This is a genomic window from Candidatus Merdisoma sp. JLR.KK006, assembly GCF_036941035.1.
Lineage (GTDB): Bacteria > Bacillota > Clostridia > Lachnospirales > Lachnospiraceae > Laedolimicola.
The window spans coordinates 38,803-61,295 of the sequence record NZ_JAYMNS010000016.1 but is presented as its reverse complement, the minus strand read 5'-3'; the positions used below and the strand labels follow the sequence as shown (position 1 = coordinate 61,295).

Sequence of the window (22,493 nt, the reverse complement as noted above, 5' to 3'; positions counted from 1 at the left end):
GTATTTATTCTTTGTCCATTATAATCTGTTTTTCCCCCATAGGCAAGGGGTCTTTTACCGGGACACAGACATTTCACAGCTGTTGCTTTTATCCTACTGCTCTGTCAGCAGCTTGTCCACTCGAACCGCGCTCCAAACCTCGTCCAGAATTTCAAGGGGTGTCTCTTTCTTCCATTCCTCAATCAGTTCAGCACAATAATCTTCTCTGGCGAGATATTTCATCTCTTCCATACGTTCTTTTGAGGCTTCTTCATCATACTCTGCTGTTTTCTGAACAATATAGTATCCCTCCTGAGTCTCTATTATTCCGGAGACTTCTCCTGTTTCCATCTCTCTGGCTGCCTGGGCTACCAGCTCATGAGCTCCTCCATCCGTTTTATCATTAAAATAAACATCAATCACTGTATGGGAAATCTCTGCTCCGGCCGCTGTAATATCCCCCAGTTCCCGAACTCTGAGAACAAATTTATCCGCATCCGAGCGAACCTTAAGCAGCTCATCCTCTGTAAAAGGTGTCTGGTTCCCCTCTGCGTCAAAGGTTCCTGTTGTGGCAAACAGACAATAGGTTAACTTTCCTACTCGAACTTCCGCCTCATCGATCTCTGGTTCATATTCCTCTTTCAAAAATTCCGCAGTTTTTGACGCCTGTTCATTATATGTCAGGAACTGCTCCACAGTTTCCTCTGTAGCTCCTGCTGCCTCCAGCACTGCCGGAGTATTGTCTTTCATAAAGGCCTCCGCCCGAGCTTCTAGGGTCTTCCTTTCCTCTTTGGTCAGTTCCGCCCCATAATCTTCAGCATGCGCACAAAGAAGATGGATTTCCGTAAGGATATCCATCACATTCTCTTTGAGAACTTCCTCCATGGTTTCCCCTGTACCTTCTCCAAATTCCGGTTTTGCCTGCCACATATCCGCTCCGTAGGAATCATAATAAGATATCTCCCATTGCTCCTGAAGCATTCTGGTATAAAATACAGCCTCTTCCAGTGTGATAGTCTCCGTTCCCAGCTTTGCTGCTGGTGTTCCCGACGATTCTTCCGACCTGTTGCAGCCTGCACATAGATTCAGCAGCAGTGCCGTCATCAGCCATGCAGCACCTATCTTTCTCCAATTCATTTGTCCTCTTCCTCCCGCAGCGCCTGCATCTCTTCCAATATAACTCCTACAAGCTCTATCACATTCTCATCATCCCGGCTGTTTTTGGCCCTGCGGTATAAAAAGCTGGGCTTCTCGCCAGCCAGAAACCGCATCCGCCCGTCAAACCGGCTGATAAATGTCTGAAATTCTGCCGGATTAAGCCTTGCTTTCTCATATAAATAAAGACGGAGCTCTTCCGGCCGCTCTACAATCTCCTTTACATAAACTTTATGAGCCTTTACCTTCAGATCTGCCACTGCCAGCAGATTAAGCACAGATTTAGGGGGATCCCCAAATCGATCCAGCAGCTCTTCCAGCATATCCTCACATTCCTCCGCTGCTTCAATACCGGCAATCCTCTTGTAGATATCCAGCTTCTGGCTTTCACTGCGGATATAAGTATCCGGAATATAGGCATCCAGCTCAATATCTACCAAAGTCTGAAATGCTTCCTCAGACACAGAAATTCCCTTCTGTTTTTTCACCGCCTCATTCAGCATCTTACAGTAGAGATCATAGCCTACCGCCTGCATATGCCCATGCTGCTGCGCTCCCAGAAGGTTTCCTGCCCCCCTGATCTCCAAATCCCGCATGGCAATCTTAAAGCCGCTCCCCAGCTCTGTAAATTCCCGAATAGCTCCCAAACGTTTCTCTGCCACCTCTTTCAGCATCTTATTTCGACGATACATCAAAAAGGCATAAGCTGTCCGATTGGAACGCCCTACCCGGCCCCGAAGCTGATAGAGCTGAGACAGACCCATATTGTCAGCATCATGAATAATCATAGTATTTACATTGGAGATATCAAGCCCCGTCTCAATAATCGTAGTGGAAACCAGCACGTCAATATCCCCTGCAATAAAGTCATACATGATCCGTTCCAGCTCCTGCTCCTTCATCTGTCCATGAGCAAAGACAATATTAGCCTCCGGAACCAGCTTTGCCAGTTGGTTTGTCATCTCTACAATGGTGTTCACCCGATTATAGACATAATAAACCTGTCCTCCCCGTCCCAGTTCACGGCTGATAGCTGCCCGAACCATCTCTTCATCATATTCCATTACATAAGTTTGAATAGGCACCCGATCCTGGGGCGCTTCCTCCAGAACACTCATGTCCCGAATTCCGATAAGGCTCATATGAAGTGTTCGTGGAATAGGGGTTGCTGTCAGGGTCATCACATCCACATTCTCTTTTAGTTTCTTAATCTTCTCCTTGTGGGCCACTCCAAAGCGCTGCTCCTCATCAATAATCAAAAGTCCCAGGTCCTTGAACACTACATCCGCCGACAGCACCCGATGGGTTCCAATAATAATATCCACCAATCCTTTTTTTAGATCTGCAATGGTCTTTTTCTGCTCTGTAGCAGTTCGAAATCGGGACAGCATATCCACTCGGACAGGAAATTCCTTCATTCTCTGAACAAAGGTATTGTAATGCTGCTGGGCCAGAATTGTCGTAGGAACCAGATAGACCACCTGCTTATTTTCCTGCACTGCTTTGAAGGCTGCACGGATTGCGATCTCCGTCTTTCCATAGCCTACATCCCCACAGATCAGCCGATCCATAATCCGGGTACTCTCCATATCTCGTTTTACTGCCTCAATGGCAAGCTGCTGATCCTCTGTTTCCTCAAAAGGAAACAGCTCCTCGAACTCTCTCTGCCAGACAGTATCTGGTCCGTACACGTAGCCGTCCTTTTCCTGACGCGCTGCATAAAGCTCCACCAGATCCTTTGCAATCTCCTGAACTGCGCCTCGAACCTTTGTTTTGGTCTTTACCCATTCGCTTCCCCCAAGGCGGTTCAGTTTGGGTTTTCTGGCATCTGCTCCGGCATACTTCTGGATCATCTCCAGCTGAGTCGCCAGAATATAGAGATTTCCTCCTTTGGCATATTCAATCTTAATATAATCCTTCATGATCTTGTCTACTTCTACCTTCTCAATTCCCCGATAGATGCCAAGACCATGGTTCTCATGAACCACATAATCGCCTATGCTGAGCTCTGAAAAGTTCTGAATCTTCTGCCCCTCATAAGTCTTATGCCGCTTCCGCTTCTTCTTTTCTCTGCCAAAAATATCAGTCTCTGAAATAACAGCAAATTTCACCATAGGATATTCATATCCTCTGTGGACACTGCCGTGTACGACCATAATCTCCGTTTCCTGAACAACCCTGTCCGGATCCTCAGTATAGAAGCTGTTCAGATCCTCCGCCTGCAGATCTGCTGCCAGACGTTTTGCTCTGGTTCCGGAAGCGCACATCAAAACTACTGCATATTTCTCCCGTTTCCATCGCTTCAAATCTTTTACCAAAAGTTCAAAGCTATTATTGTAGGGATTGACAGACCTTGCTTCAATCTGATATCTGCCCGTAATCTCCCACGCAGCAGATTTCTGCTCCAGCATACACAAAGCCACACAATTTCGCCCATTCAGCCGGGCCGTCACCTCTTCTGCGCCATAGAGCAGCCCGGCCTCTTTCGGCAGCATCTCCCCTTTTTCTGCACGATTAGCCAGACTTTCCCGAAATTCCATTTCTACAGTATTTCCCTTTTCCAAAAGCCTTGCAGGCTCATCCAGAAAAAGCACACTCTTATCCACGGGAAAATAATCCAGAAAGCTTACAGCCCTTTCCTCTTTTTCCGGTATAGGCTCCGCCGCCGGATATATAACGATTTCACTTAAGTTTTCAATGGAACGCTGGCTTTCTGCATCAAAACTTCGGATAGAATCAACCTCTTCGTCCCAAAGCTCGATTCTCCACGGGTTCTCTTCTGTCAGACCATAAATATCAACAATACCGCCCCGAACCGCAAACTGGCCAGGAGCATCCACCTGCCCCGTCCGCTCATAGCCAAGCCGGGTCAGTCTTTCGCTTAATGCCTTTATCTCAACCAGACTTTCTGTCCCAATACAGAGAAGTTCTTCCCTCACTTGCTCCAGAGGCTTTAAGCGATCCATACACCCGTCAAAAGTGGTAATCACCGTAATCTCCGACTGCGTAAGCAGTGCCTGCAATGCTTGAATGCGCTGCTGTACCAGAAGATTTCCCTGAATGTCTGCATGAAAAAAGAGGAAATCCTTTGCCTGATAGAGCACTGCCCTTTGATCAAAGCAGCGACAGTCCTCATAGATTTCCTTTGCTTTCTGTTCACTGTAGGTCAGAATCATTCGGAAGGGAAAGTCTTGTGCCAAGCCCCAGGCTATATGGACCTTTTGGGAATCGATACAGCCCGAGAGCTGCAATACCCCCCGATTCTTTTTCAGTTTTCCCCGAATTTCTTCATATGCACTTAAATTTTTTAAGGGTTCCAGAAAGGCTTTCATTCTTTTACAACCTTTTTATTATATTGATTCATGGCAGTATCCGTCTGTTCCTGCACCATCAGGCGAACCGCATCTGCGGCATTACTGATGGCATCCTCCACCAGCTTTCGATCTTCTCCTGAAAAATGCCCAAGCACATGGTTCACAAGATCCTGACCCTCTATTTTTGCTCCCACGCCAACTCGAATCCGCAAAAACTCCTGAGTTCCAAGATGGGTTATAATGTCCTTCATGCCATTGTGCCCTCCGGCACTTCCCTTTTTCCGAATCCGAAGATTGCCGGGAGCCAGATCGATATCATCATAAATAACAATCAGTTCCCGAGCCGGATCTAATTTATAAAATTCCACCGCTTCCCCAACGCTGTTTCCGCTGAGATTCATAAAGGTCTGAGGCTTGAGAAGCAGCACCCTGTTCCCTTCAATTGTACCAACGCCGCAGACGCCTTTGAATTTTTTAGTATTCATACTAATATTATATTGTTCCGCCAAATGGTCAATTACATCAAATCCAATGTTATGGCGAGTATGCTCATACTTTTTTGTGGGGTTTCCTAAGCCTGCAATTATATACATTACAACTCTCCTATTAAAAAACGAACCTAACAAAAACACCTTTTTTATACTACAGGAGATTTTTCCATTTTGCAAGGCAAAAGAACAGAGATGCCGTTATAAAAACGACATCTCTGTTACCACTTTCTTCATAACATAACGATCTATAATCCCAATCAGGCTTCCTCTGATGCTTCCAACAATGCTGCTTCGTACTTTTCCAGAATAATTTTCTGGATCTGATCACGGGTCCCGGAATTGATGGGGTGGGCAATATCCCGATATTCTCCATCGGCTGCCTTTCTGCTTGGCATTGCAATAAACAATCCCTTTTCCCCTTCAATTACCTTGATGTCATGTACTACGAACTCGTCTTCAATGGTAATCGACACAACGGCCTTCATCTTTCCTTCTTTTGCGACCTTCCGTACGCGTACATCTGTGATCTGCATTTCTTTTGTTCCCCCTTTTTCCAAAGGCATGAATCTACTTGTAACTCAATTTATGTTATGGTTCACTTCGTAAACCACTGCATGTTTTTCATGTACTACAGTACATACCGCTCGTTCTTTTCCACAACAATCTTCACTCCATGCTCTCCCACATAACGAGAATTGGCGCGAATGGTATCTCGGCTTTCCACGATGCAATTTTCAATGTACGTATTATCCCCAATATATACCTCATTGAGAATAATGGAATTCTTAATTACACAATTATTTCCCACGAAAACCTTCTTAAACAGAACGGAATTTTCTACGGTTCCATTGATGATACAGCCGCTGGCTACCAGAGAGTTCTTCACGTCAGAACCAGGATTGTACTTGGCCGGAGGCAGATCCAACACTTTAGAGTATACATCCGGGTATGTCTTAAAGAAATATTTCCGCACATCCGCTTTCAGGAAATCCATATTCGTCTCATAATAAGACTCTACAGAGGAAATACTGTTCCAGTAATCAGCAGTTCTATATGCATAGATGCGTTTCAGATTCTTATAGCGAATCAGGATATCCCGAACAAAATCATAACGTTCCTCTTGCGCACACTTCTCAATCAGTTCAATCAGCTGTCTTCTGCGGATCACATAGATTCCACAGGAAATGGTATTCTCCTGAGTCTCTACCGGCTTCTCCTCAAAATCCAAAATTCTCCCTTCCTCATCCGTTTTCAGCACACCGAAACGGGTGGTGTCGGATCCGGCCGGAAGATCCTTGCAGACAACCGTGATATCTGCTTTCTTGTCAATGTGATACTCCAGCACCTTATTATAATCCATCTTGTAAACAGCATCACCGGACGCAATCACTACATAGGGCTCATGGCTGTTCTTAAGCCAGTCCAAATTCTGATAGATAGAATCTGCCGTACCGCGGTACCAGGAATTATTGTCTGCGGTAATCGTGGGAGTAAAAATGTAAAGTCCTCCCTGCTTTCTGCCGAAATCCCACCATTTGGATGAACTCAAATGCTCATTCAGGGAGCGTGCATTATACTGTGTCAGCACTGCTACTCTCTGGATATGAGAGTTGGACATGTTGCTGAGCGCAAAATCAATTCCCCGGTAGCTTCCGGCTACGGGCATTGCTGCAACGGCTCTCTTGTTGGACAGCTCTCTCATTCTGTGATTACTTCCGCCTGCCAGTACAATTCCAATCGCTCTCATTATCTGTCACCTGCCTTTATCAATGTCTCGCCGCTTTCCAGAACGCCGTCCTTGTAATCATCCGGCGTGGTATCTCCGGAAATTGCTGTATTCTTTCCAATCTTTACATTTGGCGGTATATAGGAATTCTCTCCTATGGTTACAAGGCCAAAGGAATAAATCTTCGGCTGTACTTTATTGGGGATATCCTCTCCTATTCCCAGAACAACACCATCGGAAATCTCTACCTCTTCTGCAATAATTGCCTTGTCAATGGTACAATTTTCACCGATGCCCGTATTCTTCATTATAATGGAATCCCGTACCACCGTGCCCTTTCCTATCGTAACTCCTGATCCGATCACAGAATTGAATACATCTCCATATATCTCCGAGCCGCCGCTGATGATGCTGCGCTCAATCTTGGATTCCGTAGAGATATATTGAGGCGGAACCGCATCACTCTTGGTATAGATCTTCCAGAACTCTTCATAAAGATTAAATTCCGGAATAATATCAATTAATTCCATGTTGGCTTCCCAATAAGATCCCAAAGTTCCAACGTCCTTCCAGTAGCCATTGAACTCGTAGGCAAATAGACGGTTGCCGTTGTCATGACAATATGGAATAATATGTTTTCCGAAGTCACAGCTCTGCTGGCTGGACATCTCAATCAATGCATTGCGCAGAATCTTCCAGCTGAAAATGTAAATACCCATGGATGCCAGATTGCTTCTGGGATGCTCCGGCTTCTCTTCAAACTCGGTAATCCGATTCTCACCGTCCGTGATCATAATGCCGAAACGGCTTGCCTCCTCCATTGGTACAGGCATAACTGCAATTGTTACGTCCGCATTGTTCTCCTTATGGAAATCAAGCATCACTTCATAATCCATCTTATAAATATGGTCGCCGGACAAGATCAACACATACTCCGGATTATAGGTGTCAATATAGTCCAGATTCTGATAAATGGCATTGGCTGTACCGGTGTACCATTCACTGTTATTACTCTTCTCATAGGGCGGAAGAACAGTAACACCCCCTATATTGCGGTCCAGATCCCACGGCATTCCGATTCCTATATGGGTATTCAGGCGCAGTGGCTGATATTGTGTCAGCACTCCAACAGTGTCAACACCGGAATTAATGCAATTGCTTAAGGGAAAATCGATAATTCTGTATTTTCCGCCAAATGAAACAGCCGGTTTCGCAACCTTGGCGGTCAGTACGCCAAGACGGCTTCCCTGGCCGCCTGCCAAAAGCATGGCAATCATTTCTTTTTTAATCACGTAATCACCTCTTGTTGTAATATTAGTTCGTCTATGATACGAATTATACCATATCTCTTGTAAATAGTGAACATTTTTTTATAAATTTGCCAAATTATTTTAAACATTTTGCGACAAGTTTTTCACAATGTTTTCGGCATTTTCTCTATATTGTATTAAACCAATACCCATTTCTTGTTAACTTTTCCTCTTTTCTGTATTTTTTTCTTGCATAATCTTTGCATTTTCATAAAATAAGGTTATACTGATAAGTGAAATGCAAATAATTAAAAGACAGGATGTGTATCGAATGTATCATATTGATTTTCACAACCCCATTTCTATCCATTTTATCGGCATCGGCGGCATCAGTATGAGCGGACTGGCAGAAATACTCTTAAAGGAACAATTCCGTATCTCCGGCTCTGACAGCAGGGCTTCCGAACTGACAAAACACTTAGAAGCCCGAGGCGCCCGGATTTTGATCGGGCAGAAATCCTCCAATATTCCCAAGGACTGCCAGTTGGTTGTCTATACTGCCGCTATCCATCCGGACAATCCGGAATTCGCCGCCGCAAAGGACCGAAAGCTCCCCATGCTTTCCAGAGCCCAATTGCTTGGACAGATTATGGCCAACTACAAGACTGCTATTGCCGTGGCCGGAACACACGGAAAAACTACCACTACCTCTATGATTGCTTCTATTCTAATGGCCGCCAACGCAGATCCTACCATCTCAGTAGGCGGTATTCTGCCCTCAATCGGAGGAAATATCCGTGTAGGCCGTTCCGGGACCTTTCTTACGGAAGCATGTGAATATACCAATAGCTTTCTGGAATTTTATCCCACCGTCGGGATCATATTAAATATAGAAGAAGACCATATGGACTTCTTCCGGGATTTGGCCGATATCCGCCATTCCTTCCGGCGTTTTGCCCAGCTTATACCCCAGGATGGTCTTCTGATCATAAACCGGGATATTGAACAGTATCAGGAGATTACAGAGGGGCTGGCCTGTTCTGTAATAACCTTCGGCATGAACCCCGAGAGCAATTATTATGCTTCCGGCCTTTCCTACGATACCTTGGCCCACGCCTCCTTTATGGCAGTAATTGACCGGACGGATGAAACACCTGTCCAATTGGCTGTTCCGGGTGCACATAATGTGTCCAATGCACTGGCTGCTATTGCTGTGGCCAAGGCCCTTCACATTTCTTCGGAAGACATTCAAAAGGGTCTTCTTTCTTTTACCGGAACGGACCGGCGTTTCCAGTATAAAGGCCAGGTAAACGGCTTTACCATAATTGATGATTATGCCCATCATCCCACAGAGATCCGGGCCACATTGGAAGCTGCGTCCCTCTATCCCCACAGAGAGATCTGGTGCGTCTTCCAGCCCCATACCTACACACGAACCAAGGCATTTCTGTCAGAATTTGCAGAAGCTCTGGCCCTGGCAGATCATATTGTATTAGCAGATATTTACGCCGCCCGTGAAACCGACACACTGGGAATCAGCTCACAGACATTGGCGGCGGAATTGAAAAAATTAGGTGCAGATGTCCATTATTTTCCTTCTTTTCAAGAAATTGAAAAATTTTTATTAAAAAAATGTTTACACGGGGACTTGTGCATAACTATGGGCGCCGGAAATGTGATAAACATTGGAGAAAATCTTTTAAATCGCTAGTTATCCACATTATCCACATGTTTATACACCGATTTTGGTTAAAAAACATGTGGATTTTTTTGTGGACAAACTGTTGACATAAATTTTTCTCTCAAAATGAACAATTCCTGTATTTTTCAAGTGTACATCCCCTCTTTGTCGGTTGCAAATAATACTTCTCCACAAAGTTATCCACATTATCCACATAATCCAACCGGATTATCCACCTGAGTTTTCAAGGTACAGACTTCAAAAAAGAACATTTGCATTTTGAAAGAGTTATGGTAAAATGTTCACAAAAGCAATAAGCAGTGCTGTCTTCCGCTCATCGGAATATAGCTGTACTGCCGATCCCCACCAAGGAGGCAAGCATTATGACCCATTTTCAACTGCACGGCCCGGCTCATACAGGCCACACCCCAGTCTCTGACATATTTTTAGACGAATATATGCCTGCCGCCAACGGCGAATACGTAAAGGTATACCTGTACCTCTTGCGCTGTCTGAAGTCCGATATGCAGGAGCTTTCCATTTCCTTGATTGCGGACAAGTTTGACCATACAGAGAGCGATGTACAGCGCGCTTTAAAGTATTGGGAAAAGATGCATTTGTTAAAGCTGGAATATGATGAGTCCAAGGCCCTTACTGGTATCTGCCTGACAGAGAACGAAGCGAAAGCCGCCAATCCGGAGACAGACGCTCCCTTGGTACCTGAAGGTTCCTCCGAATCTTCTCCTTTTACATCGGTTTCCCCTTTGTCACAGGACGAGGCAAAGCAGCTCCTTTTTATCTGTGAGCAGTATCTGGGAAAGACCTTAAGTTCCACAGAGGTTTCCCGAATCATGTACTTTCATGACACCTTGGGCTTCAGCGCAGATCTCATTGAATATCTGGTGGAGTACTGTGTCTCCAAGCAGCACAAAAGTCTGCGTTACATAGAATCTGTAGCCCTTGGCTGGCATAAAAGCGGTTATACTACTGTCAGCCAGGCCAAGCAGCAAACTTCCACCTACAGCAAAGCCTATTTTTCTATCTTAAAGGCATTCGGCATTTCCGGCCGGAATCCGGTGGAGGGAGAAATTGTGTATATGAATAAATGGATGAAGGAATGGGGCTTTTCGCAGGAGCTGATTGCAGAAGCCTGCAGCCGCACTATGACCGCCATCCATCAGCCCAGCTTTGAATATGCAGATCGGATCTTGGGACGCTGGAAGGAACGGGGCGTTGTCCGCCTATCCGATCTGGAAGCTCTGGACCAGCAGCATCAGGCGGCAAAGAACCATTCGGAAGAAGTACAGGCCAAAAAGGCTGCTCCATCCAGCCGATTTCATAATTTCCGGGAACGCAGCTACAATTTTCAGGAATTGGAAAAGCAGCTTATCAACCACTAATGGGAGGAAATCCCCTTGCCTTTGATGAATACCCAATATGAGGCGATTATGCGTACCTACGCCAGCCGGCAGGCAAAAAATCGCAGGGAGCTGGAAGAACGCCTCACAAAAATACAAAATCAAATTCCACTGCTTTCTTCTCTGGACGCCTCGCTTGTCTCTCTTCAGGCAGAACAGGTTCGGGCTTCCATAAACGGCCATCCGGAAAGACAAAACCAATTAAAGAACGAACTGGCTCAGCTTCGCCGCAAGCGCCAAAGCCTTTTGGAAGCCGGCGGCTATACCTTAAAGGATCTGGAGCCGTCCTATACCTGTCCGGATTGTCAGGATACCGGATACATAGGAACTGAAAAATGCCATTGTTTTTTACAGGCTGAGATTGAACTCATCTATCACCAGTCCCATTTAAAGGAAATTTTAGCGCAAGAAAATTTCCACACCTTTTCCTATTCCTGGTATGAGGGAGAGGATCTGGAGATTATGAAACATCATGTAATGGATGCAAGGCTTTTCATTGAAGCCTTTGACAGGGAGTTTCAGAATCTGCTTCTTCTGGGAGCCGTGGGGACGGGAAAGACCTTCCTTTCCAACTGTATCGCAAAGGAATTGATGGACACGGGGCATTCCGTTGTCTATTTAACGGCCTTTCAATTATTTCAGCTTCTCTCAAAAGCTGTTTTCGGAAATGACCATGGCGATACTTCTCCCCAGCAGGCCTATCCTTATATTTTGGACTGTGATCTGCTCATTATTGATGATCTGGGAACAGAACTGCCTAACTCCTTTACCGTATCCCAGTTCTTTCTTTGCATCAATGAACGGATTCTAAGAAGAAAAGCTACCTTAATTTCTTCCAATCTGGATATGGAAGCTCTGCAGAATATTTACTCAGAGCGTACCCTGTCCCGTATCATCAGCAGCTATACCATTCGAAAACTTCCCGGAACCGATATACGGATCCGAAAAAAATTGCAGACCGGCACTTAGTGCCAGAAAACGGAGGATATTATGTTGTTACAGCGCAGTCAGCGTGTACTTGAAACCATTCCTGTAGGATCACTTGGCCTGATTCCTTTAAAGAGCTGTCAGCAGCTAGGTCAGCAGGTCAACGACTATCTGGTAAAGTGGCGTCACTCCAGTGAGCTGGAGCACAAATCCAACATTGCCTTTACTGGTTATGAGCGGGATTCCTATCTCATTGAAGCCAAAACCCCCCGTTTTGGTTCCGGAGAAGCCAAGGGAAGCCTTTCCGATTCCGTAAGAGGTAATGACCTTTATCTGATGGTAGATGTCTGCAACTACAGCCTAACCTACCAGCTCTACGGGTATACGAATCACATGTCCCCAGATGACCATTTTCAGGATTTGAAACGCGTTATTGCCGCTATCGGCGGAAAGGCCCGGCGTATCACAGTTATTATGCCATTTCTTTATGAAAGCCGGCAGCATAAGCGGACTGCTCGGGAATCATTGGACTGCGCTCTTGCTCTTCAAGAGCTTGTGGCAATGGGAGTGGAAAACATCCTCACCTTTGAGGCCCATGATCCCCGTGTACAGAATGCCATTCCCCTTTACGGCTTCGAGACTATTCCTTCGACTTACCAGATGGTCAAAGGGCTTTTGGAGAATGTGCAGGATCTGCAGCTTGACAGTGAGCATATGCTTGTGATAAGTCCGGATGAAGGCGGTATGTCCCGGGCTGTTTATCTTGCCAATGTTCTGGGACTGGATATGGGCATGTTCTATAAGAGGCGAGATTATACGAAGCTTGTAAAAGGACGGAATCCCATTATTTCCCACGAATTTTTAGGAGAAGGAATCAAGGGGAAGGATATGATTATCGTGGATGACATGATTTCTTCCGGAGACAGCGTGTTAGAAGTGGCTGGTGAACTGAAAAAACGCGGAGCTGAACGAATCTTTGTCTTCTCCACCTTTGGTTTGTTTACCAATGGACTGAATCAGTTTGATGAGGCCTATGAGAAAGGTATTATCTCCCGGGTCCTCACTACAAATCTGGTTTACCAGACACCAGAGCTTTTGAAGCGCCCTTATTATATTAATTGCGATATGAGCAAATATATTGCTCTTCTTATTGATACCTTGAATCATGATGTGTCCATCAGCGATCTGCTGGATCCCTATGATCGGATTCAGGCTCTTGTGAAAAAATACGAGGCCCGACAGCCCATTTTAGACGACTGATAAAAAGCGCTTCTCAAAGCCGTACGGCCTTGGAAGCGCTTTTTATATGCAGGGCTTACAATCTATTACACTTTAAAGCGGTATCCTACACCCCATATTGTCTCAATGTATTGGGGTTTTGTAGAATTAAATTCAATCTTTTCACGGATTTTCTTAATATGCACTGTCACAGTAGCAATGTCGCCAACGGAATCCATATCCCAGATCTGACGGAACAGCTCTTCTTTGGTAAACACATGGTTGGGATTTTCCGCAAGAAAGGTTAAAAGATCAAATTCCCGGGAAGTAAAATTCTTTTCCTCTCCATTCACCCATACCCGGCGAGCCGTCTTGTCAATCTTTATCCCGCGGATCTCGATCACCTGATTTTCCTTCACATTGCTGCTGACCAGCCGCTCATAACGGGTAAGATGAGCCTTCACTCTGGCCACCAGCTCGCTTGGACTGAATGGCTTTGTCATATAGTCATCGGCTCCCAGACCCAGACCACGGATCTTGTCAATATCATCCTTTTTAGCAGAAACCATAATAATCGGCGTATTCTTTGCCTCCCGGAGCAGCCTGCAAATCTCAAATCCATCCACCCCCGGCAGCATCAAATCCAGAATCACTAATTGAAAGTCCTCATTAAGAGCCCTCTCCAGCCCTCTAGTCCCCTCTCCTTCAATCTCAACCTCAAAGCCGCTCAGTTCCAGATAATCCTTCTCCAGATCTGCAATGGATTCTTCGTCTTCTATAATCAATATTCTACTCATGTTATCGGAACCTCCTGATATTTTCTAAGGACAAAATACATCACTGTACCTGTATGCTCTTTACTGGTAGCCCACACCTGGCCCCCATGATCCTCCACAATCTTCTTCACAATGGAAAGTCCAATACCGCTTCCTCCCTTAGAGGAATTGCGGGAAACATCCGCCCGATAAAAGCGATCAAAGATCTGGGGCAAATCCTTGGCTGCAATTCCCTTTCCATTATCCTCAATCTCCACCTGAATAAAGTCCCCAACGTCTTTCACCCGGATGTTGACCATACCCTTGGGCTTGTCAATATATTTGATAGAATTACCAACAATGTTATTTATTACACGCTTAATCTGCTCTGCATCTGCAATTACCTGAATTTCTTCCTCCACATAATTAAAATAGGACAACTCAATATCCTGTTCCTCCAACTCTATGGACAGTTCTTCCACACAGTCCGCAAAATAAGCATTCACATTGATCTTCTCAAAGGTATAAGGAATGCGGTTGGTATCAATCTTGGAATAAAAACTCAGTTCATTGATCAGCCGGTCCATATCGTTTGCCTTGTTGTAGATGGTTCGAAGATATTTTTCCTGCTTCTTTGGCGTATCCGCCACTCCATCCATCAAGCCCTCCACATAACCTTTCACCGCCGCAATAGGTGTCTTTAAGTCATGAGAAATATTACTGATAAGTTCTTTATTCTGACGTTCAGATTCCACCTTTTCCTCCGCAGACTCCTTTAACCTTCTGCGCATTTCCTCAAAGTCTGTACAGAGCTCGCCAATCTCATCATCTCCCCCTGCCGGCATCTCAAAATCCAGATTTCCCTCTGTAATATTTTTCGTTGCCACTTGCAGGTGATGAATGGGGGTAACAATGCTTTTATAAATCCATGCCGTCAGTATTACACTGGTAAATACCAAAACCAGCAAGATGGTCAATACCATATCCAATATCAGAGATTCCATCTCCGGTATCATGCTTCGCAGAGATGTAATAATGAACGCACTGCCCTCTGCGCCGTCCGGAAAAGTAAAGTCCAGCTGCTTTGCCAGCACCTGCACATTTCCGCCCACATAAATCCCGGTATCCTGGGAGGTTGTATACTTTTCATACTCCGGCAGCATGGAAAACAACTGCTCCTGCGCTCCTTCTCTGCCGCAATAAATGTAGGTATCACCTTTACGCACTACCAGAAAAGAATGGCGAGTCTCCAGTTCTGCATTGACAGAAGCCAAGTACTCCGGATCTTCAAAAGCCGCCGGACTTTCTTCCAGCTTCTGCCGCATCCCCTCATAGACAATCTGTGTAGCTCTGCTAAGCATAGCAGTTGTATTAGAGAATGTCTCATAGGTAGGATTCTCAACACCATAAAGCTCCTCTATGGATTTGATCTGATATTTTCCAAAACCATAAAAAGCAACTCCTGTGAACAGAACCGGAACTAAGATCAAAATCAGAAATGTAATAATTAGTTTTGTGCGAAGTTTCATAATAGTTTTATTATAGCATGGATATGGAACACTTGTAGAAAAAGTATTATAAAAAATATAAATTTTTTCTAAATTATTTCATTTTAGCAAAAAGGCTGTTCCAAACAGAACAGCCCCAGATCAGAATATCCACTATATTTTTTTACAAATCCAGTTTCATATCACCATAATGAATCCAGCCCTTTTTCCGCATAAACTCAGAAATTGCCAGTGTCAGAACTGCCGGAAGAACAAAATGCATTACAAGAATTTTGATAAGCGTAACTGCCGGCCCCTCTATAGGCGCCATTACCTGCCAGGTCATAATCTGGCCTACCAATCCGCAGGTTCCCATTCCGGAACCGGATGCATTGCTCTGCATATTCATAACCATGGTTCCTATAGGACCTAAAATGGCACTGGAAAGAATGGCCGGAATCCAGATAACCGGCCTGCGGAGAATGTTCGGCACCTGAAGCATAGAAGTTCCCAAGCCCTGCGCCAGCAAACCGCCCGCCTTATTCTCCCGAAAGCTTGCCACCGCAAAGCCCACCATATTGCAGCAGCAGCCAATGGTTGCCGCACCTGCTGCAATTCCGGATAGGTTCAGAATAATCCCCAGGGCTGCAGAACTTATAGGAAGTGTCAAAATCATGCCCATCAGGACAGACACGATAATACCCATCAGGAAAGGCTGCTGTATCGTTCCCCAGTTAATTACGGCTCCCAGTGCTCCCATAAAGCTGCTGATAGGAGGCCCAAGAATAAGTCCGACCACTGAGCCAGACAAAATCACCGTAAGCGGCGTTACCAGAATATCAACCTTTGTCCTTCCTGATACAAGATGTCCCAGTTCAATTCCCACAAGAGCTGCGATAAAAGCCCCCAGCGGCTCGCCCGGCCCAGACAGAACAATGGCTCCCTCCACCAAAACCTTACCCGCCAGAATATTGGACGCAAAGGCTCCCATCATACCTGCCGTTGCCGCAGATAAAACTACCAGTGGGCTTTCTTTAAATTTGCAGGCCGTACCCACACCAATCCCTGCTCCTGTTACAGCTGCCGCCATTTTTCCGAAGAAATAAACCGTATTCCCTGCATTCCCCCCTATAAGAAGTCCAATCTGTTGAATAATTGTACCTGTTAATAGGGTGGCAAACAAACCCAAGGCCATACCGCTTAGTCCGTCAATAAAAATATGATTGCATACCTTTTTTAATTTTTCCATAGCCGCTCCTCTTTTCAGCATTTCACAGTTGTAACGTCAACTGTCTTGTCAGTCAAGAGACAGCTTATCATACCTAATGGCGAAAGTCAACCTTCCATTAAAAATCCTTTCTTTTCCAACGCTTTCTCAATCCGCTCCATAGCCGCCTTATCCTTTACTATAATCGTATGATAATGGACATCCTCTGTCAGCTCCTTTAAAGGCTTTGCCCGATTTTCCTGCATTTTTTGATAAAACTCATCTGCATCCTGCCGGCTGGCTATAATAAGGTCCACCGCTATCTGCCCATAAAGCTCATGTTCAACCACTACGTCCAGAATCTTTCCTCCCAAGTCCACTATCGCATAAAATTCCTCCAGCACCTGCTCTGTTGTGTGGCGAACACACACCGTCTTTCTGCATTCCCCTGCTCCCCTGCCAGGTTCAAACAGAAGATAGCCCTTGTTGGTGGAAAGAATGTTTTTATTAACAGCCCTTAAAAGAGCCACATCCTGTACAATAACCTGCCTGCTCACCTGGAGCCTTCTGGCAAGCTCTGTTCCCGAAACCGGGCTAACGCTGTCTGCCAGTATCCGTATGATTTCCTCTCTTCTCCGATCCCCATCTAATACCTTTTCCATCATTAAGCGCCTTTCTGTTTATTCACTCAAACATCTGTCTGTTTCCCGGGCCAGGACCGCTCTGGTGCCATCATCACGGTTCCGGTCCCTCTGTACACTACTTCATATCCTCTCTCCTTAAAAGGCTCTGACAGTTCACAATCCAGGAAAATGTCTGCCCAGTGAGCCATGTAGATAACATTGGGAAATTTGTCCGGATGCAAAGTATAATAATCGTACAATTGCGTACTTCCCTCATAAACCTGCCAGGTAGAGTAACTGCCGCAGCCTGCCTCAATATAGAGGTAGATCCATGGCGCCACGCCAAAAACCATCAGTTGATCCTCTTTTGTCAAATTCAGGCTGTCCAATTCCTCCAATACCTCTCCATACCACTTGGCTGTCTCTTTTGTAGTATAAACCCCTTTCAAGGGACCTCTCTCCATTTTCTGAGTAAGCATCGGCATGCGTTCATCTCCGCATGCATATGTCATCCGCAGATAAAAGCTTCCCAAAAATTGCAAAAACACAATTGTAAAAACAAGCCCCGCTCCTGCCTTGCGCCGAAAAAGCCAGTTGCCTTCATCCCTGTCCCATATTTCTTTCAGCCACTGAGCAGCAAACACGAGCCCCACACAAGAGCAGAGACTGTAAGCCGCACTGATATTAACAATTCCCGTATCTGTAGCATACTGCACAATCATAGTAAAAATCATGGCAGGCATGTACCAGCCATAGAATAGCCTTTGTTCTTTATTCTTTGTAACAAAATAGGCTTCCAGGCACCAGAATGCCAGAGGGAGCATCTGGTAATTGACCGGAATATGCTCAGCAATAAATCCGTAATAAACCATACTTGGGAAAACAGCTGCGGAAGCCAAAAGCATATATGCCACACTGTGTTCACAGCGTTTTCTATCTAACAGGGTTGCCAAATAAATCAGACTCAACCCGCAAAACATATACCGATAGCTCTTAAAGCATAATTCAAAATAACGTTTTGTTTTATACCAAAGACCTGCATTTTGATGTTCCGGGTCCCCTATAACATAAGGCACATTGGCGACTAACTCTTGTAAAGTCCCGCGCTGAAATACAAAAAGTACAAAAAGTATTAAAATGATTCCGGCGCCCAAAGTCATCCACAAAAAATTTTTAAAGCAAAGAGCTCCTTCTGTCTTCTTCTTTTTTCGTTGATTTAGAACCGTTATCCCCAGGCAAATCAATCCATAAGCTGCATACATAAGGAGCGCAAAAGGATTAGCCAAGACAAGCGCCGCCATAAGAATCCCGCAAAACAGATATTCCGGCACCGAATGTTCCATTTGCGCTGAAAGCATGGCTAACAGCAATGTCAATATCCCAAATTCAATGGAATTATAGGACATAGCACAAATGCCAAAGGGAACAAATATCAAAAACAAAAAAGCCGGACCATAGGACACAGCTCCTCTGCGCTGAAAGCGCAGATAAAGCAGCACTGTAATCATACCTTCAAACACAAGATATAAAAAACGGCTGGCTATAACAATTCCCTCTGTAGTGCCCATAATTGTGCGAATAAGACCATAGATTGGATGCAGCAAAAAACTGCAGAGCTGCTGCGAGGGATGCCATTCATCAATCAACAGCTTCTCCCCTCGATATATTCTTTCCGATGTTCCTATATAATACATCTCATCTGCTGTATTAAAGCCATAAAAGCTGCGCCTGATTAAAAAGAGCTCTATCAAAAGAAACAAACCGATAAAAATCAAATGCTGCACCTTTTTTCGATCTATTGTTTTTTTATCTGCTATCATTTTCTTTCCCTTTTCTATATGGCAAAAGAGGGCGCCGCAAAAGTTTCTTCTAAAGCGGCACCCACTCTGTAATTACTCTTCTTTTCCCACTAAAGCTCTATCAATCTGAGCTTTCAGTCCTGCTGCCTGTTCTGTAATCCGCATCAGCTCTTCCTGTATCAGACGAAGTTCTCTTTGTCTGGCTTCTCTGGACTCCTGGAGCTTCTTTTCATAAAGCGCTTTCTGTTCCTCACGAACCTGCTTTCTTACCTGTTCCAACCGCTCCTTTTCCTGTTTTTTCATTTGTTCTTTAAAACGGCCGACATTCTCTTTGTAAAACTGCTCCAGCTGATGAACCTTCATGTTCTGCTCCCTTTCCTGCTTCCTGCCTTATTCTGCTTTTCCATCGCAGCCGCACATCTTCATGCGAAGCTTTACAATCTCCTTCACATGCTCCATAGCTGCCTTGCCATACTTCTTCGGATCAAAAGCATCCGGATTTGCCGCCAGGAATTCCTTCACGCCGTCCGTATAAGCAATTCGCAGCTCTGTGGCAAAGTTCACCTTGCAGATTCCACGCTTGATACTTTCCTTCACCGCTTCCTCCGAAAGACCGCTTGCTCCGTGAAGGACCAACGGAATAGAAACTACTTTACGGATCTCAGCCAGGCGATCCAGATCCAGCTTCGGTTCTCCCTTATATACACCATGAGCCGTTCCAATGGCTACCGCAAGGGAGCCAACTCCTGTGCGCTCCACAAATTCCTTTGCTTCCATAGGATCCGTATAGCCGCCATTGCCGCCGTCCAAATCATCCTCCTTGCCGCCTACCTTGCCAAGCTCTGCCTCTACAGGCACCCCGGACGGACGGCAGGCATCTGTCACTGCCTTTGTAACTGCAATGTTTTCCTCAAACACATTATGAGATCCGTCAATCATAATAGAACTGTAGCCAACTCTCAGGGCCTGCATAGCCAGATCAAAGCTGTCTCCATGATCCAGATGCATGCAAACGGGAACCTTTGCCCTTTTAGCTGCTGTCTTTACGTTAGCCAAATACATATCAAGACCTGCATACTTTACGGTAGACGGCGTAGTCTGAAGCATAAGGGGCGCATGAAGCTCCTCCGCCGCTGCAATGACAGCCATCACCATCTCCATATTTTCTACATTGAATGCTCCTACTGCGTAGCCGCCTTTCTGGGCATCCAGAAGCATTTTCTCTGATGTTACAAATGACATATCCACATCCTCCTGCTCTACTTATTTTCCTGTGTTTTTCCGAAATTTTCTGTTTTCATCCTACTATAGCCGGGGCGGTTTGTCAACTCAGTTTCACCCCGCCGTTAGTCCATTTCGTTTAAATGAATGTTACAAATTGGTTAATATTCCTTGCCTATAATATAAGGTAAGTTAAAAACAACCCCGCCGACACAAACTAATTGTTTTTGACAGCGGGGCATTTTACGCCTATACTATTCTATTTTATTCAATAAAGTCATCCACATTATCAATTGTAATCAGCTGGAAGGGAACATCATACCGTGCTTCCACAGTCTCGCCCTTCGCAACTTTAACAGCCACATCAACAGATGTGCTCGCCTGCGTGTCAGCATCCTGAAGTACCGTTCCGGAAAGTCGTCCGTCCTTTACAGCCTGCAGAGCATCCGGAATTGCATCTGTTCCAATAATAACCAATTCTCTATTCTGAGATTCCGCTGCCTGCAAAGCGCCCATAGACATATCATCATTCTCACAAATGATTGCCTTCAAATCCGCATACTTTCCAAGCCAGTCCTCCGTAGTCGCCATAGCCTCATCTCTGGACCAGTTAGCAGAAAGCGTTGCGGCACAGTCAAAGGCTTCATTTGCAAGGATTGTGTTCTCTAAGCCTTCATAGCGAAGAAGCTGTGCGCTTTGCCCCATCTCACCTTCCAAAATTGCATACTGTCCGCCATCCGCACCAAGCTGTTCCATTACAAAATTGCCCATAATTTCTCCGGCCTGTCTGTCATCAGAGCCTACAAAGGATACATAATCTGTACGTGTTGTTTCCGTATTAACTTCAATAACCGGAACATCTGCGTCCGCAGCCAAATCCAGAACCTGTGCGGAACCATCTGCATCCTGAGGATTCAATATGATGACATCTACCTGTTTCGCAATCAAGTCCTCTGCTTGAGAAATCTGCTTTGCAATGTCAGCCTGTCCATCCATCAGATAAAGCTCTACTTCGGAATATGTATCTGTCGCATATGCCTGAATAGCCTCACCCAGCTTATTGGAATATGTATCGGACATTGTCTTCATCAAAACCCCAATTTTGATGGTTTCACCTCCGGAAGCGTTTTCCTCATTTGCCGGCTCTTCCGTCTCACCTGCTGCACCTGTTTCCGGTGTGTCCGTCTCTGCCGGTGCCTGCTCTTTGGAGCCGCATGCCGTTAAACCAAGAAGCATCACTCCTGCCATAATTGCTGCTAAAACTTTCTTTTTCATAATTTTCTCACCTTTCTTTTTTATTATCTACTTTGATATTTTTTAGACATAATATCAAAGCAAACAGCTCCCAAAATAATCAGTCCCTTGATGATCTGCTGATAATAGGAAGATACATCCAGCAAATTCAATCCATTATTCAGTGTACCAATAATCAGGATCCCGATTAAAGTTCCGGGAATCGTTCCGATTCCTCCCGTCATACTAGTGCCTCCGATTACAGCAGCCGCAATTGCATCCGTCTCATACCCGGTTCCTACGGCCGGCTGCCCGGAATTTGTTCTGGATGCCAGAACAATTCCCGCTATTCCCGTCAGCACTCCACTCAAAATATAAACCTTCATCAAAATATGCTTTACTTTTACACCGGAAGCTTCTGCCGCCTTTACGTTGCCGCCTACGGCATAAATATATCGGCCAAATTTCATTTTGGAAAGAAACATATGGCACACAATCAAAATAATGACAAAAATCACAATGGGTGTCATACCCTTACCGATTAAGCTGAATCCCTCCGATGCAAGCGTGTAAGGTTTTCCATCGGAATATACATATGCAAATCCTCTGGCAATTGTCATTCCGGCAAGTGTTGCCACAAAGGGCGGCACACCCATATATGCAACAAAAAATCCGTTCATCGCTCCAAAAAATGCACAAATCACAATGCCTGCTATTACCGCAACTGCTACATTAGATGGATTTGCCACCAGAATGCTTCCTGACACAACACCGGCTACCGCCACCAAAGAACCTACCGTCAGGTCAATTCCTCCCGTCATAATGACAAAGGTCATTCCGATCGCTATAATTCCATTTACAGATACCTGTCGCAAAATATTAACTGCATTTTTTGTTGTTCGAAATGTAGGCGATACTATCATCAGAAGAATCCACATCACCACCAGAACCATCAAAATTCCATATTTTCTGGCAAATTCCATGTTAAACTTACTCTGTTCCATCTTCT

19 protein-coding genes are annotated in these 22,493 nt (G+C 45.1%); 4 read left to right on the top strand and 15 right to left on the bottom strand.

Translation table 11 applies throughout. From position 1 onward, the window contains the following. Window positions 1–93: 93 nt before the first annotated feature. From VSQ61_RS13305 to VSQ61_RS13280, 6 genes are all read right to left on the bottom strand, one after another. Window positions 94–1,116, bottom strand: coding sequence for a peptidylprolyl isomerase (locus VSQ61_RS13305; RefSeq protein WP_334344905.1), 1,023 nt, complete (start codon window positions 1,114–1,116; stop codon window positions 94–96). Then, window positions 1,113–4,466, bottom strand: coding sequence for a transcription-repair coupling factor (gene mfd, locus VSQ61_RS13300; protein ID WP_334344904.1), 3,354 nt, complete (start codon window positions 4,464–4,466; stop codon window positions 1,113–1,115). Before mfd ends, VSQ61_RS13305 begins: the two co-directional genes overlap by 4 nt. Beyond that, a complete protein-coding gene (gene pth, locus VSQ61_RS13295) occupies window positions 4,463–5,041 on the bottom strand; it encodes an aminoacyl-tRNA hydrolase (protein ID WP_334344903.1) in 579 nt (192 codons plus the stop codon). Before pth ends, mfd begins: the two co-directional genes overlap by 4 nt. 155 nt (window positions 5,042–5,196) lie before the next feature. After that, entirely contained in the window at window positions 5,197–5,472 is a 276-nt protein-coding gene (gene spoVG, locus VSQ61_RS13290; protein WP_334344902.1) for a septation regulator SpoVG, read from the bottom strand. A gap of 95 nt (window positions 5,473–5,567) precedes the next feature. Further along, window positions 5,568–6,686: a glucose-1-phosphate adenylyltransferase subunit GlgD gene (gene glgD, locus VSQ61_RS13285; protein ID WP_334344901.1), complete on the bottom strand. Its 1,119-nt coding sequence runs from the start codon at window positions 6,684–6,686 to the stop codon at window positions 5,568–5,570. Next, a complete protein-coding gene (locus VSQ61_RS13280) occupies window positions 6,686–7,957 on the bottom strand; it encodes a glucose-1-phosphate adenylyltransferase (protein ID WP_334344900.1) in 1,272 nt (423 codons plus the stop codon). Before VSQ61_RS13280 ends, glgD begins: the two co-directional genes overlap by 1 nt. Before the next feature lie 289 nt (window positions 7,958–8,246). Here VSQ61_RS13280 and murC point away from each other — a divergent pair, with 289 nt between their 5' ends. The 4 genes from murC to VSQ61_RS13260 all read left to right on the top strand — a co-directional run bounded on the left by murC (window position 8,247) and on the right by VSQ61_RS13260 (window position 13,201). Next, complete coding sequence (gene murC / locus VSQ61_RS13275) at window positions 8,247–9,626, top strand: UDP-N-acetylmuramate--L-alanine ligase (RefSeq protein WP_334344899.1); 1,380 nt, start codon at window positions 8,247–8,249, stop codon at window positions 9,624–9,626. A 353-nt stretch (window positions 9,627–9,979) separates the two neighbouring features. Next, entirely contained in the window at window positions 9,980–10,996 is a 1,017-nt protein-coding gene (locus VSQ61_RS13270) for a DnaD domain protein (protein ID WP_334344898.1), read from the top strand. A gap of 24 nt (window positions 10,997–11,020) precedes the next feature. Continuing rightward, window positions 11,021–11,983, top strand: a complete 963-nt coding sequence (locus tag VSQ61_RS13265; protein ID WP_334344940.1) for an ATP-binding protein — start codon at window positions 11,021–11,023, stop codon at window positions 11,981–11,983. A 24-nt stretch (window positions 11,984–12,007) separates the two neighbouring features. Then, window positions 12,008–13,201: a ribose-phosphate pyrophosphokinase gene (locus VSQ61_RS13260; RefSeq protein ID WP_334344939.1), complete on the top strand. Its 1,194-nt coding sequence runs from the start codon at window positions 12,008–12,010 to the stop codon at window positions 13,199–13,201. Window positions 13,202–13,266: 65 nt separating this feature from the next. On the opposite strand, the gene VSQ61_RS13255 is transcribed toward VSQ61_RS13260, so the two are convergent. The 9 genes from VSQ61_RS13255 to VSQ61_RS13215 all read right to left on the bottom strand — a co-directional run bounded on the left by VSQ61_RS13255 (window position 13,267) and on the right by VSQ61_RS13215 (window position 22,488). Then, the gene (locus VSQ61_RS13255) at window positions 13,267–13,956 is read right to left on the bottom strand and encodes a response regulator transcription factor (RefSeq protein ID WP_334344897.1); all 690 of its coding nucleotides are present in this window, start codon (window positions 13,954–13,956) and stop codon (window positions 13,267–13,269) included. Then, window positions 13,953–15,443 carry a HAMP domain-containing sensor histidine kinase gene (locus VSQ61_RS13250; protein ID WP_334344896.1) on the bottom strand — a complete coding sequence of 497 codons (1,491 nt, stop codon included), beginning with the start codon at window positions 15,441–15,443 and terminating at the stop codon, window positions 13,953–13,955. Before VSQ61_RS13250 ends, VSQ61_RS13255 begins: the two co-directional genes overlap by 4 nt. A 142-nt stretch (window positions 15,444–15,585) precedes the next feature. Continuing rightward, the gene (locus VSQ61_RS13245; protein ID WP_334344895.1) at window positions 15,586–16,650 is read right to left on the bottom strand and encodes a PTS sugar transporter subunit IIC; all 1,065 of its coding nucleotides are present in this window, start codon (window positions 16,648–16,650) and stop codon (window positions 15,586–15,588) included. 86 nt (window positions 16,651–16,736) lie between these two features. Then, window positions 16,737–17,273, bottom strand: a complete 537-nt coding sequence (locus tag VSQ61_RS13240) for a transcription repressor NadR (RefSeq protein ID WP_334344894.1) — start codon at window positions 17,271–17,273, stop codon at window positions 16,737–16,739. Window positions 17,274–17,296: 23 nt separating this feature from the next. Continuing rightward, the gene (locus VSQ61_RS13235; RefSeq protein WP_334344893.1) at window positions 17,297–19,051 is read right to left on the bottom strand and encodes a hypothetical protein; all 1,755 of its coding nucleotides are present in this window, start codon (window positions 19,049–19,051) and stop codon (window positions 17,297–17,299) included. A gap of 72 nt (window positions 19,052–19,123) precedes the next feature. Next, window positions 19,124–19,393 carry a hypothetical protein gene (locus VSQ61_RS13230; RefSeq protein WP_334344892.1) on the bottom strand — a complete coding sequence of 90 codons (270 nt, stop codon included), beginning with the start codon at window positions 19,391–19,393 and terminating at the stop codon, window positions 19,124–19,126. Window positions 19,394–19,420: 27 nt separating this feature from the next. After that, window positions 19,421–20,272, bottom strand: coding sequence for a class II fructose-1,6-bisphosphate aldolase (fba, locus tag VSQ61_RS13225; protein ID WP_334344891.1), 852 nt, complete (start codon window positions 20,270–20,272; stop codon window positions 19,421–19,423). 243 nt (window positions 20,273–20,515) lie between these two features. After that, window positions 20,516–21,526 carry a substrate-binding domain-containing protein gene (locus VSQ61_RS13220; RefSeq protein WP_334344890.1) on the bottom strand — a complete coding sequence of 337 codons (1,011 nt, stop codon included), beginning with the start codon at window positions 21,524–21,526 and terminating at the stop codon, window positions 20,516–20,518. A 23-nt stretch (window positions 21,527–21,549) separates the two neighbouring features. Beyond that, window positions 21,550–22,488, bottom strand: coding sequence for an ABC transporter permease (locus tag VSQ61_RS13215; RefSeq protein WP_334344889.1), 939 nt, complete (start codon window positions 22,486–22,488; stop codon window positions 21,550–21,552). Between the last annotated feature and the right edge of the window lie 5 nt (window positions 22,489–22,493).

Excerpts from the sequence above, each read along its gene's own strand:
- VSQ61_RS13305 (WP_334344905.1), bottom strand. The coding sequence starts at position 1,116 with ATGAATTGGAGAAAGATAGGTGCTGCATGGCTGATGACGGCACTGCTG.
- mfd (WP_334344904.1), bottom strand. The coding sequence starts at position 4,466 with ATGAAAGCCTTTCTGGAACCCTTAAAAAATTTAAGTGCATATGAAGAA.
- pth (WP_334344903.1), bottom strand. The coding sequence starts at position 5,041 with ATGTATATAATTGCAGGCTTAGGAAACCCCACAAAAAAGTATGAGCAT.
- spoVG (WP_334344902.1), bottom strand. The coding sequence starts at position 5,472 with ATGCAGATCACAGATGTACGCGTACGGAAGGTCGCAAAAGAAGGAAAG.
- glgD (WP_334344901.1), bottom strand. The coding sequence starts at position 6,686 with ATGAGAGCGATTGGAATTGTACTGGCAGGCGGAAGTAATCACAGAATG.
- murC (WP_334344899.1), top strand. The coding sequence starts at position 8,247 with ATGTATCATATTGATTTTCACAACCCCATTTCTATCCATTTTATCGGC.
- VSQ61_RS13270 (WP_334344898.1), top strand. The coding sequence starts at position 9,980 with ATGACCCATTTTCAACTGCACGGCCCGGCTCATACAGGCCACACCCCA.
- VSQ61_RS13265 (WP_334344940.1), top strand. The coding sequence starts at position 11,021 with ATGAATACCCAATATGAGGCGATTATGCGTACCTACGCCAGCCGGCAG.
- VSQ61_RS13255 (WP_334344897.1), bottom strand. The coding sequence starts at position 13,956 with ATGAGTAGAATATTGATTATAGAAGACGAAGAATCCATTGCAGATCTG.
- VSQ61_RS13250 (WP_334344896.1), bottom strand. The coding sequence starts at position 15,443 with ATGAAACTTCGCACAAAACTAATTATTACATTTCTGATTTTGATCTTA.
- VSQ61_RS13245 (WP_334344895.1), bottom strand. The coding sequence starts at position 16,650 with ATGGAAAAATTAAAAAAGGTATGCAATCATATTTTTATTGACGGACTA.
- VSQ61_RS13240 (WP_334344894.1), bottom strand. The coding sequence starts at position 17,273 with ATGATGGAAAAGGTATTAGATGGGGATCGGAGAAGAGAGGAAATCATA.
- VSQ61_RS13235 (WP_334344893.1), bottom strand. The coding sequence starts at position 19,051 with ATGATAGCAGATAAAAAAACAATAGATCGAAAAAAGGTGCAGCATTTG.
- VSQ61_RS13230 (WP_334344892.1), bottom strand. The coding sequence starts at position 19,393 with ATGAAGGTTCATCAGCTGGAGCAGTTTTACAAAGAGAATGTCGGCCGT.
- fba (WP_334344891.1), bottom strand. The coding sequence starts at position 20,272 with ATGTCATTTGTAACATCAGAGAAAATGCTTCTGGATGCCCAGAAAGGC.
- VSQ61_RS13220 (WP_334344890.1), bottom strand. The coding sequence starts at position 21,526 with ATGAAAAAGAAAGTTTTAGCAGCAATTATGGCAGGAGTGATGCTTCTT.
- VSQ61_RS13215 (WP_334344889.1), bottom strand. The coding sequence starts at position 22,488 with ATGGAACAGAGTAAGTTTAACATGGAATTTGCCAGAAAATATGGAATT.